General features: G+C 54.9%; 9 protein-coding genes. 2 read left to right on the forward strand and 7 right to left on the reverse strand.

What is annotated here, in order from left to right:
• Positions 1-260 precede the first annotated feature (260 nt).
• Complete coding sequence (locus AC0Z7K_RS20075; protein WP_485615641.1) at positions 261-1,214, forward strand: aldo/keto reductase; 954 nt, start codon at positions 261-263, stop codon at positions 1,212-1,214.
• Between the two features lie 83 nt (positions 1,215-1,297).
• Here AC0Z7K_RS20075 and yegD read toward each other — a convergent pair whose 3' ends face one another.
• The 3 genes from yegD to tal all read right to left on the reverse strand — a co-directional run bounded on the left by yegD (position 1,298) and on the right by tal (position 5,888).
• A complete protein-coding gene (gene yegD, locus AC0Z7K_RS20080; protein ID WP_485615642.1) occupies positions 1,298-2,650 on the reverse strand; it encodes a molecular chaperone in 1,353 nt (450 codons plus the stop codon).
• Positions 2,651-2,873: 223 nt separating this feature from the next.
• A complete protein-coding gene (gene tkt / locus AC0Z7K_RS20085; RefSeq protein ID WP_485615643.1) occupies positions 2,874-4,868 on the reverse strand; it encodes a transketolase in 1,995 nt (664 codons plus the stop codon).
• A 66-nt stretch (positions 4,869-4,934) separates the two neighbouring features.
• Entirely contained in the window at positions 4,935-5,888 is a 954-nt protein-coding gene (tal, locus tag AC0Z7K_RS20090; protein ID WP_485615644.1) for a transaldolase, read from the reverse strand.
• A 398-nt stretch (positions 5,889-6,286) separates the two neighbouring features.
• Between tal and maeB the strand changes: the two genes are divergently transcribed.
• Positions 6,287-8,566 carry an NADP-dependent oxaloacetate-decarboxylating malate dehydrogenase gene (gene maeB / locus AC0Z7K_RS20095; RefSeq protein ID WP_485615645.1) on the forward strand — a complete coding sequence of 760 codons (2,280 nt, stop codon included), beginning with the start codon at positions 6,287-6,289 and terminating at the stop codon, positions 8,564-8,566.
• 208 nt (positions 8,567-8,774) lie between these two features.
• Here maeB and uriH read toward each other — a convergent pair whose 3' ends face one another.
• From uriH to amiA, 4 genes are all read right to left on the reverse strand, one after another.
• On the reverse strand, positions 8,775-9,722 hold the full coding sequence (uriH, locus tag AC0Z7K_RS20100; RefSeq protein WP_485615646.1) for a uridine-preferring nucleoside hydrolase UriH: 948 nt from the start codon (positions 9,720-9,722) through the stop codon (positions 8,775-8,777).
• A gap of 47 nt (positions 9,723-9,769) precedes the next feature.
• Entirely contained in the window at positions 9,770-10,219 is a 450-nt protein-coding gene (locus AC0Z7K_RS20105; RefSeq protein WP_413529166.1) for a YaiI/YqxD family protein, read from the reverse strand.
• Positions 10,219-11,184 carry an oxygen-dependent coproporphyrinogen oxidase gene (hemF, locus tag AC0Z7K_RS20110; RefSeq protein WP_413529167.1) on the reverse strand — a complete coding sequence of 322 codons (966 nt, stop codon included), beginning with the start codon at positions 11,182-11,184 and terminating at the stop codon, positions 10,219-10,221. The genes AC0Z7K_RS20105 and hemF overlap by 1 nt, the downstream gene beginning before the upstream one ends.
• 71 nt (positions 11,185-11,255) lie before the next feature.
• Positions 11,256-12,140, reverse strand: coding sequence for an N-acetylmuramoyl-L-alanine amidase AmiA (gene amiA / locus AC0Z7K_RS20115; RefSeq protein WP_485615647.1), 885 nt, complete (start codon positions 12,138-12,140; stop codon positions 11,256-11,258).
• Positions 12,141-12,265 lie beyond the last annotated feature (125 nt).

Raw genomic sequence — 12,265 nt, forward strand, 5'->3', positions numbered from 1 at the left:
GCATCAGTACAATCATTGTCGCGGCCTGGTGACGGCAACCGTCAACAGGCCAGACCCACAGTGTAGCCAGAATGCTCCGGCAGAAAATGGAGGAAATAAGGAGAGTCCTTCTCAATCTTCTCAACATTTTTGAAATGACTTATGACAAAAAGGTCGGACGGTAAGCCACTCATTTTATATCAAAATGCTAAGGTTAACCTTGAATCACAAACCGTTTGCACGCGAAGCAAGTTTAAACTGACCGTTATAGGGAGAGTGTGATGAGTAAAAGAGAATTAGGCCGTTCAGGTATTCAGGTACCGTTGCTGACTTTTGGTGGCAACGTATTTGGCTGGACAGTCGATCAGCCCGCCTCTTTCAGCCTGCTCGATGCCTTGCTGGATAATAACCTGAACTTTATCGATACCGCCGACGTCTATTCCCGCTGGGTCGATGGTAATCACGGCGGCGAATCTGAAACGATTATCGGCAACTGGTTGAAGAAAACGGGTAAGCGCGACCAGATAGTTCTGGCGACCAAAGTCGGTAAACCTATGGGCGAAGGCAAAGTCGGCCTGTCGCCGCGCTATATCAAAGAGGCGGTTGAAGCATCGTTGAAACGTCTGCAAACGGACTATATCGATCTCTATCAGTCCCATGACGACGATGCTGATACACCGCTGGCGGAATCGCTGGCAGCGTTCGATGCGTTAATCAAAGAAGGTAAAGTACGGGCCATCGGTGCTTCTAACTACAGCGCACCGCGTCTGGCTGAAGCGCTGAAAGTCAGCAAGGACAACGGACTGGCGCGTTACGAAACGCTACAACCGCTGTACAACCTGTATGACCGCAAAGTGTATGAAGAAGCGCTGGAAAAAGTCGTCACGGAACACGGTGTCGGTGTGATCAACTTCTACGGGTTGGCCAGCGGCTTCCTGACCGGGAAATACCGCACCAAAGGTGATGCCAGCAAAAGTAAGCGTGGCGAAAGCGTGATTGAGCGCTACCTCGACGATCGGGGTTTAAAAGTGCTTAAAGGGCTGGACCAGGTAGCTGAGAAGCACGGCGTGCTGCCGGGGCAGGTGGCGTTAGCATGGCAGATTGCGCGCCCGAGCATTACCTCTCCGATTGTCAGCGCGACCTCTTTGCAACAGCTCAATGAGCTGGCGCAGGCCGCGACGCTGAAACTCGATGAGGCGGATATTCAGACGCTAAATGACGCCAGCGCCTGGTAATTAACGCCGTTCCCGAAATAAAAAAACCGCCAGGAGAAATCAGGCGGTTTTTATTTAGTACTAAAGTGTCGGCAATCTTGCGCTTAACGGAACAGTGTTTGCGCCCAGCGCGCCAGACCGGCGGTGACAGAGCCAAAGTCGTTGCCACCGACCAGCGGAATGCCCGGCAATTGTGCCTGCAACGCGGCCCGCAGCAGAGGAGAACGTGCGCTGCCACCGGTCAGATAAATCACGTCCGGCTTAATGTCGCTGCTCGCCAGCGCCAGATTCACCTGTTCCTGAATGCGCTCCAGCGGCTGTGCGATAGCTTCGCTCAGCTGCTGCTGGCTGATAGTCTCTGCCAGACCCGCCTCGATGAAGTCCATTGCCGCCGTGACGCTTTCGCGTTCGGAGAGCGCAATCTTACTCTCTTCCGCCGCGCGCACCAGACGATAGCTCAGACGCTGTTGCTGAACTTTCAGCAGACGTTTGATGAGGTCCGGCTGTGCGGCATCGCGGATCAAATCACGCAGCATGCGGCCATTGGCGACGCTGTAAAAATCGATTTGAGCAGGGACGTCGTTAGTCGCTACCGCATTCCAGTAAGGCAGTGCGGGGATCGCGATACCTTTGTGGGTTTCGCTGCCCATGCCGAACTGTGGCGTCAACAGTTTGAACGCCGTCATGATATCCAGATCGTTCCCGCCCACGCGGCAACCGCTGTGGCCGAGCAGGCTGTTCTGACGTTCAGCCTTATCGCGCCACTGTGGCCCCATCAGCAATACCGAACAGTCGGTGGTACCACCGCCGATATCTACCACCAGCACTGTTTTCTCGTCTGTCAGCGTCGCCTCAAAATCCAGCCCTGCTGCTACCGGTTCGAACTGGAAAGCGATATCGCGGAAACCGGCGCGTTCTGCGGCACGTTGCAAAATGCCCTGTGCCTGACGGTTGGCGTCATCGCCGCCCATACCCTGGAAGTTGATCGGGCGGCCAATAACGGTCTGCTCAATGGTGTGCTGTAATACGGATTCTGCCTGACGTTTGATGTGATACATCATCGCGCAGACCAGATCTTCGAACAGAGCAATTTGTTGCGGCTTCAGGCCATTTGCGCCCAGGAAGGATTTCGGTGAGCGGACAAAGTACACCTCTTCCGGATCTTCCATATAGGTGGCGAGCGCCTGCAAACCAAACTGCACGCTGTTGGCGTTAACCGGAATATCTTCCTCGCGGTTAAAGCTGATACTGCGACGCAGCAGCGCCAGATTTTCATCACTGCCCGTTGGCACCTGTCCGTGACGGTTCAGCCATTCGCTGACCGCTTCGCGAGTTGGCGCACAAAGCATGGAGGGTAAATAAGGATCGTTATTTTCTAACGCCAGCAGTTGGGCGTTATTGTCGCGCATCACCGCAACTGAGCAATTCGCTGTACCGTAGTCAAATCCAATAAACATCACTGATCCCCATGCCAAAGAAGGGGCGGGACTTTACCGGAGCGAGGGATTTAGAGCAAGACCAAAGCGAAGGGATTTTAGCCCTGAAAAATGCAAGGTGTTTGCAATGATGCCCCCAGCCCGGCCCTCCCCTTAGCAGGTGAGGGAGCAGACCCAGCCGGTTTTGAATTTGCTCCTCCCCTGCGAAAGGGGAGGCTGGGAGGGGGTATGTCAGGCGACGACGTTATTGCAGCAACGCCTGCGCTTTGGCGACAACGTTATCGATAGTAAAGCCGAACTCTTTGAACAGCTGTTCTGCCGGAGCCGATTCGCCGAAGCTGGTCATGCCGACTACGCCGCCGTTGAGGCCAACGTATTTGTACCAGTAATCCGCAATACCAGCTTCCACCGCCAGTCGCGCCGTGACGCCTTTCGGCAGCACAGATTCACGATATGCCGTGTCCTGTTTGTCGTAAACGTCAGTGGACGGCATCGAAACCACGCGTACTTTGGTCCCGCCTGCGGCCAGTTTATCGGCGGCTTCGACGGTAATACCCACTTCAGAACCGGTGGCAATAAGAATGACGTCAGGCTTGCCTTCGCAATCTTTCAGCACATAACCGCCACGCGCCACGTTGGCCAACTGCTCCGCAGTTCGCGGTTGCTGGGTCAGGTTCTGGCGGGAAAAGATCAGCGCGGAAGGGCCGTCGTTACGTTCGATGGCGTATTTCCACGCGATGGCAGACTCAACCTGATCCGCCGGACGCCACAGACTCATGTTTGGCGTCACGCGCAGGCTGGCCATTTGCTCGACCGGCTGGTGCGTTGGGCCGTCTTCGCCCAGACCGATGGAGTCATGAGTGTAGACGAACACGTTACGGATCTTCATCAGTGATGCCATACGCACCGCATTACGGGCGTATTCGACGAACATCAGGAAGGTCGCCGAGTAAGGAAGGAATCCGCCGTGCAGCGCGATCCCGTTGGAGATAGCCGTCATGCCGAACTCACGCACGCCATAGTGAATGTAGTTACCGGCCAGATCATCACCCAGCGATTTAGAGCCGGACCACATGGTCAGGTTACTTGGCGCAAGGTCAGCAGAACCGCCGAGGAATTCAGGCAGTATTTTACCGAACTCTTCCAGCGTGTTTTGCGAGGCTTTACGGCTGGCAATGTTGGCCGGTTTAGCCTGTAAACCTTCGATGAATTTCTGCGCGTCGGCCTCCCAGTTCTCCGGCAGCTCACCGCTCACGCGGCGCTTAAACTCTTTCGCCAAATCAGGATAAGCGCTGGCGTAAGCCGCGAACTTATCATCCCAGGCTTTTTCTTTCGCTTTACCCGCTTCTTTGGCATCCCAGGCGGCATAAATGTCCTGCGGAATTTCAAAGGCAGGGTAGTTCCAGCCCAGCGCCTTGCGGGTGGCAGCCACTTCATCCACGCCCAGAGCAGCGCCGTGCGCATCGTGCGTGCCTGCTTTATTTGGCGAACCGAAACCGATGACGGTTTTACACAGCAGCAGGGAAGGACGGTCGGTGACTTTGTGGGATTCTTCGATCGCCGCTTTGATGGCGTCAGAGTTCTGGCCATCAACACCGCGAATCACATGCCAGCCATACGCTTCGAAACGTTTGGCCGTGTCATCGGTGAACCAGCCTTCCACGTGGCCGTCGATGGAGATCCCGTTGTCATCATAAAACGCGGTCAGTTTGCCGAGTTTCATGGTGCCGGCAAGCGAGCAGGCTTCGTGGGAAATCCCTTCCATCATGCAACCGTCACCCATAAAAGCGTAGGTGTGGTGGTTGACGATATCGTGGCCTTCGCGGTTGAACTGCGCGGCCAGCGTGCGTTCGGCGATAGCAAAACCAACGGCGTTGGCGATGCCCTGACCCAGCGGACCGGTGGTGGTTTCAACGCCCGGCGTATAGCCGTATTCCGGGTGGCCTGGCGTTTTGGAATGCAGCTGGCGGAAATTCTCCAGCTCTTTCATCGGCAGGTCATAGCCGGTGAGATGAAGCAGGCTGTAAATCAGCATCGAACCGTGACCGTTGGACAGCACAAAGCGGTCGCGATCGGCCCAGTGCGGGTTAGTCGGGTTGTGATTCATGTAATCGCGCCACAGAACTTCAGCGATATCCGCCATCCCCATTGGTGCGCCGGGGTGGCCGGAATTCGCTTTCTGCACCGCATCCATGCTTAAGGCACGGATAGCATTCGCTAGCTCTCTACGAGAAGGCATATTTTTCTCCGGTGAATGAATGGCCGCGCCAGCAGGCAGCAGCCATTGGAATTTCAGTGGGTGAAATTACAGTTGAGCAGACAGTACATCTTCGAGTTTCTTCTGATCGACGGCGAACTGGCGGATACCTTCGGCCAGTTTATCAACGGCCATGGCATCCTGATGATGTTCCCAGAGGAATTCGGCCTGAGTCAGCGGCGCAGGCTGCTTGCTGCCCGAAGCAGATGACGGTTGCAGTTTGCGCTCCACCGGCGCATCGCTGGCTTTCAGCTCTTCAAGCAGGTTGGGTGAGATGGTCAGGCGGTCACAACCGGCAAGTGCCAGAATTTGTTCCACTTTACGGAAGCTGGCACCCATGATGACGGTCTCATAGCCCTGCGCTTTGTAGTACTTGTAGATCTCACGAACGGATTTAACGCCCGGATCTTTTTCCACGTCATACGTCGCATTTGGTTCTTTGGCTTTGTACCAGTCATAGATACGGCCAACGAACGGGGAGATCAGATATACACCGGCTTCGGCGCAGGCGCGTGCCTGAGCAAAAGAAAACAGCAGCGTCAGGTTACAGTTGATGCCTTCTTTTTCCAGCTGTTCTGCTGCTTTGATGCCTTCCCAGGTGGAAGCCAATTTGATCAAAATGCGGGATTTATCAATCCCCTGTTCCTGATACAAACCAATCAATTTACGCGCCTTGGTCAGGCACTTTTCACTGTCAAAGGACATACGCGCATCGACTTCTGTCGAGATGCGGCCGGGGACGCTTTTAAGAATTTCGACACCAATATTCACCGCCAGCTTGTCCGTGGCGTTGATCACCTGCTCCTCTTTGCTGCCGCCTTTTTTACGTGCGTAATCCAGCGCGTCTTTGATGAGGTTTTGATACTGAGGCAGGTCGGCGGCTTTGAGAATTAAGGATGGATTGGTGGTGGCATCCTGCGGTTCGAAATGACGGATGGATTCGATATCACCGCTGTCGGCAACGACAGTCGTTAGCTTTTTGAGGGCGTCTAACTGGTTCATTTCAACATCTCCTTAGGAAGAAAAATGATACGAGAAGAGAAGCGTGGTCTCTTTTCACAGGGCTACTACCCTGCATCATTCTGTTAACAATTTGAATGCGCTTTCTCTGATTGTTGTAATGGGTCAGAGCAATGAAAAAGCAAAAGCCTACGCAAGGCTGAACTTTCAACCTGTGTTGCGCAAGGGGGAACTTTAAGCTTAGTCGAAATTTGCGAGACGTCTTCCGCGAACGAAAAGTAATCAATGTAACGCGCAAGTTTTGGTCGTGCTTCGCCCTCTGTCGTGGCAGGTTATCTATACTGTTGTGCGGGAAAACTGAAAGCGTGAGTGAATCAAATGTTGCGGGTTTCCCGGTCTGTACCCCTACAAAAAATAAGAAACACAAAAAGGATCCTACGATGGACGAACAACTGAAACAAAGTGCGCTTGATTTCCACGAATTCCCCGTGCCCGGAAAAATACAGGTTTCACCCACTAAACCGCTTGCAACGCAGCGCGATCTGGCGCTGGCTTACTCTCCCGGGGTGGCGGCTCCTTGTCTTGAAATCCAAAAAGACCCGCTGGCGGCCTATAAATACACTGCTAAAGGCAATCTGGTGGCGGTAATTTCTAACGGTACGGCGGTGCTCGGGCTGGGCAATATCGGGGCGCTGGCAGGTAAACCGGTGATGGAAGGCAAGGGCGTGCTGTTTAAGAAATTCGCCGGTATTGATGTGTTTGATATCGAAATAGATGAACTGGATCCGGACAAACTGATCAACGTGATCGCTGCGCTTGAGCCGACGTTCGGCGGCATCAATCTCGAAGACATCAAAGCGCCCGAATGTTTCTACATTGAGAAAAAACTGCGCGAACGTATGAACATTCCGGTGTTCCATGACGATCAGCATGGCACCGCGATTATCTGTACCGCGGCGGTCCTGAACGGCCTGCGTGTGGTCGGGAAAAATATTTCAGATGTGCGGCTGGTGGTTTCAGGCGCAGGGGCTTCGGCCATCGCCTGCCTGAATTTGCTGGTGGCGCTGGGGCTGAAACGCCATAACATCACAGCCTGCGATTCACGCGGTGTGATTTATCAGGGTCGCGAAGAGAATATGGCCGAAACGAAAGCGGCCTATGCAATTGAAGATAACGGACAGCGCACGCTGGCTGATGCGATCCCGCAGGCTGATATCTTCCTTGGCTGTTCCGGGCCGGGCGTGCTGACGCAGGACATGGTGAAAACCATGGCCAAAGATCCGCTGATTCTGGCGCTTGCTAACCCTGAACCGGAAATCCTGCCGCCCCTGGCCAAAGCTGTGCGCCCGGACGCGATTATCTGCACCGGCCGGTCGGATTATCCAAATCAGGTGAATAACGTGCTGTGCTTCCCGTTCATTTTCCGCGGGGCGCTGGACGTTGGTGCGACCACCATCAATGAGGAAATGAAACTGGCCTGCGTGCATGCGATCGCCGACCTTGCGATGGCCGAACAAAGCGACGTGGTGGCTTCGGCGTATGGGGAAGAAGAGTTGTCTTTTGGGCCTGAGTACATCATTCCTAAGCCCTTCGATCCGCGGCTTATCGTGAAAATTGCCCCGGCAGTCGCTAAAGCGGCGATGGATTCCGGCGTAGCGACGCGTCCAATCACCGATTTTGATGCTTACATTGAGAAGTTGTCGGAGTTTGTCTACAAAACCAATCTGTTTATGAAGCCAATTTTCTCACAGGCCAAAAAAGACGCCAAACGCGTGGTGATGGCCGAAGGGGAAGAGGAGCGCGTACTGCAGGCGACGCAGGAGCTGATTTCCCTTGGGCTGGCGAAACCGATTCTGGTAGGGCGGCCGAGTGTCATTGAGATGCGCATCAAAAAACTCGGTCTGCAACTTGAGGCGGGAAGAGATTTTGAAGTGGTGAATAATGAATCCGATCCGCGTTTTAACGAATACTGGCGCGAATATTATGAGCGGATGAAACGGCGCGGCGTCTCACAGGAGCAGGCCCGCCGTGCGGTGATCGGTAACCCGACGCTGATTGCCGCGATCATGTTGCTGCGTGGCGAAGCCGACGCGATGATTTGTGGCACCGTCGGCACTTATCATGAGCATTATGACATTGTGGAAAACGTGTTCGGTTTCCGCGAAGGCGCACACGTTGCCGGGGCGATGAATGCCCTGCTGTTGCCGAGCGGGAACACCTTTATCGCCGATACCTACGTCAATGACGATCCGACGGCGGAACAGCTGGCGGAAATCACGTTGATGGCGGCCGAAACGGTGCGGCGCTTCGGTATCGAGCCGAAAGTCGCGTTGTTATCGCACTCCAGTTTCGGCACCTCTGACAGTCCGGCGGCGTTGAAAATGCGCAGAACCCTGGAACTGGTGAACGCCCGTGAGCCAGATTTGGAAATCGACGGAGAGATGCACGGCGATGCCGCACTGGTGGAAAGTATCCGTCAGGACATCATGCCAGACAGCCCGCTGAAAGGGGCTGCCAATATCCTGATCATGCCAAACATGGAGTCGGCGCGTATCAGTTATAACTTGTTGCGGGTTTCCAGTTCAGAAGGGGTGACCGTCGGGCCGGTGCTGATGGGGGTGTCGAAACCGGTGCATATTCTGACGCCAATTGCCTCGGTCAGACGCATTGTAAATATGGTGGCACTGGCGGTGGTCGAGGCGCAAACAGAGCCACTATAAGTTTTGTTAAATAAGCAAAAGGGCGTCCCGGAGGAAGCCTATCAGATTACTAAGTCCAATCCCCACAGTTGAAGACAGGCAGAAGAGTAAAGCGTCCGCGCCATGGATGGCGCGGTTCGAGCCATCAGGGATGATTTCACGGCGTCTTTACGATCTGCCGGTTTTCACCGCTGCTGACAGTTTCTTATCTAACTCAAACATCATTATGTCAATATTTCACTTCGCCGATCCGCTCAAGTGCATCGACGATCAGATCCCAGAAACGCTGATGATCGAGTTTTACCGCAACCTGGGTATGGCAATCAGGCGGCGGCGGGGCGCGGAAGTCTGCCACGGTCATGCCCAGCGTCAGCGTACCGGTCAGCTCGATATCTACCGGCACTTTGCGCACCGTCATCACGTTCGGATCAATCACATAAGCCACGGCGCAGGGGTCATGCACCGGCGGGGAATCAAAGCCTTGCCTGTCCTTGTAGCTCAGACCGAAGAAATCGAGCAGCTCGCCGACGAATTTTGCCGGTTGCGTACCGACGGCGGCGATGCGTGCCGCAACTTCCGGCGTCGCCAGCGCCTGATGGGTTAAATCCAGCCCTACCATGGTCAGCGGCCATTTTTCGTTAAAGACGATGTGCGCGGCCTCCGGGTCAATTTTGATATTGAATTCTGCCACGGCGCTCCAGTTACCGACGTGATAACCACCGCCCATCAGCACCACTTCTTTGACGCGTTCGGCAATGCGCGGCTCTTTGCGTACCGCCATCGCAATATTGGTCAAACCACCGGTCGGCACCAGTGTGATGGTTTTCGGCGGATGCGCCATGATCAAATCAATGATCAAATCAATGGCGTGAACCGGTTCGAGGGTAATGGCGGCTTCCGGTAAAACCGGGCCATCGAGGCCTGAGTCACCGTGGATTTCATCAGCGATTTCCACCTGACGCACCAGCGGGCGGGTCGCGCCTGCGGCAAATGGCACGCCGGTCAGGTTGATGACCCGCGCCACTGCTAAGGCGTTGCGGGTGACTTTTTCCAGTGTCTGATTGCCGACCACCGTAGTGACGGCGAGCAGCTCGATCTCCGGATTTCCGTGCGCCAGCAACATCGCAATAGCATCATCGTGCCCAGGATCGCAATCGAGGATAATCTTTTTGACCATTTCTTATTCCTTTAATGTGTAGGGTAAATCGGTTTGCCCGACCGGATTTAGCGTTTGGCCTGTTGCAGCCATTTATCCAGTTCATTGGCGAATTGCTGACGGTCGCGCTGATTGAGCGCAGGCGGTCCGCCGGTCTGTACGCCGCTGGCGCGCATGGTGTCCATGAAATCACGCATGTTCAGGCGCTCTTTAATGGTCTCCGTGGTGTAACGTTCGCCGCGCGGATTCAGCGCGACGCCACCTTTTTCGATCACTTCAGCCGCCAGCGGGATATCGGCGGTGATCACTAAATCTCCCGGCTCTGTGCGCCGGACGATTTCATTATCGGCGACGTCAAAACCGGCCTCGACCCGCAGCGTGCGCAGGAATTTGGACGGCGGTGTTCGGATGATTTGGTTAGCCACCAATGTCACCATCATCCCGGTGCGCTCGGCGGCGCGGAACAGAACCTCTTTTATGACGTTCGGACAGGCGTCGGCGTCGACCCAGATTTGCATTATTGTTGGTCTCCGTCAGCCAGCCAGTCGCGCACCGGCAGGAAATCGCTGTACAGCGCGGCTTCCGGGCTTCCCGCCTCTGGCTGATAACCGTATTCCCAGCGAACCAGCGGCGGCATCGACATCAGAATCGATTCCGTGCGGCCACCGGTTTGCAGGCCAAACAGCGTGCCGCGATCCCATACCAGGTTGAATTCCACATAGCGGCCCCGACGGTAGAGCTGGAACTGACGCTCACGTTCGCCCCACGGCAGCGCTTTGCGTTTTTCAACAATCGGCAGATAGGCGTCGGTAAAGCCGTTGCCCACGGCCTGCATGAAATCGAAGCAGGTGTCGAAATCAGGGGTATTCAGATCGTCAAAGAACAGGCCGCCGATGCCGCGCGCCTCGCTGCGGTGTTTGATGAAGAAGTAGTCGTCGCACCACTTTTTGTATTTCGGATAAACGTCGTCGCCAAATGGCTGGCAAAGCTGCTGCGCCGTCAGGTGCCAGTGGCGTGCGTCTTCTTCAAATCCGTAGTAAGGCGTGAGGTCAAATCCACCGCCGAACCACCACACCGGCGCCTCACCGTCTTTTTCAGCAATGAAAAAACGCACGTTAGCATGACTGGTTGGCACGTAAGGATTCAGCGGATGAATGACCAGCGAAACACCCATCGCCTGAAAGCTGCGTCCTGCCAGCTCGGGCCTGTGTGCGGTGGCGGAGGCCGGAAGCGTGGCGCCTGACACGTGCGAGAAGTTGACGCCCGCCTGTTCGAAGACTGCGCCGTCGGTTAACACCCGGCTCTGGCCGCCGCCGCCTTCTTCGCGCACCCATTGATCTTCAGCGAACTGGCCCTGACCGTCGGCGGCTGCCAGTTGCTCAGTAATGTGCTCCTGCAGTTTGAGCAGGAAGGTTTTAACTTGCTGGATGTCGGGAATCGATTGGCTCACGGGCAAACTCGCAGACGTTGACTGAAAAGACATTCAGCGCCTTGCGGGCGCTGAATCAAAAAATAGGAGGTCAGTATAACGTGATTTGTGCTCAGGTTGGCAGATCAGCGGGGTTTGCGTTCGTTGGCATCGAAATAACTGAAGAAATTGATAATCCCCTGTGAAATCGCCTGCGCAATCTCTTTACGGAACGCCGTGGTGCTCAGCAGTTGCTCTTCCTGATGGTTGGTGATGTACGACGTTTCCACCAAAATCGACGGAATAGACGGAGATTTCAGTACCGCGAATGCCGCCTGTTCGGTCTGCTGGCTGTGCAGATGGTGGATCGGACGGATGCGGTCGAGCACGTGGTGGCCGAGCGTCAGGCTGTTTTTAATGGTGTCGGTTTGTACCAGATCGAATAAAACCTGTTGCAGATAATTATTGTCTTCTTTGGCATATTTCGCCCCGGCGACCAGATCGGCGTCGTTCTCTTTTTTCGACATATATCGCGCCATCGCGCTGCTGGCTCCGCGATTTGAAAGGGCAAACACCGAGGCGCCGGATGCGCTCGGGCTGGTGTAGCCATCGGCATGGATCGACACAAACAGATCTGCCTGATGTTGGTGCGCCAGCTCGACGCGCTGGTACAGCGGAATAAAGTGATCAGAATCGCGGGTCAGTTTGACTTCAATATGGCTCTGCTCACCGAGGATTGCACGCACGTAATTGGCGATTTCCAACACCACGTGTTTCTCTTCCGAGCCTTCATGGCCGACGGCACCGGAATCAATCCCGCCGTGGCCCGGATCAATCATCACCAGCTTTTTGGCGCCGGGTGGTTTGGGTGCCGGAGCTGATTTGGTGATGTGTTCTTGCTGCGCGGCGCTGGCGGAGCGGGAACCAAAAGCGGCAATGGCCAGACCCAGGCCGGACAACAACAGTTGGCGACGGGTAGCGGCAGCAGGCAGAGGCTGGAAATGCAGAAATTTGTTCAGAGGGTTTAACATCAGTCCATTACCGTCAGAATAAGTGCAGAATGCCCTATGTTATAGAGTATCTTTTTTATAGTTTCGATCTGAGAACTATTACTTTTTATGAATTTTGTGTCGCGAATGAATATATTGCCGCGCAA

Source organism: Rahnella sp. 1L-D-7-B-C2 (assembly GCF_057290995.1).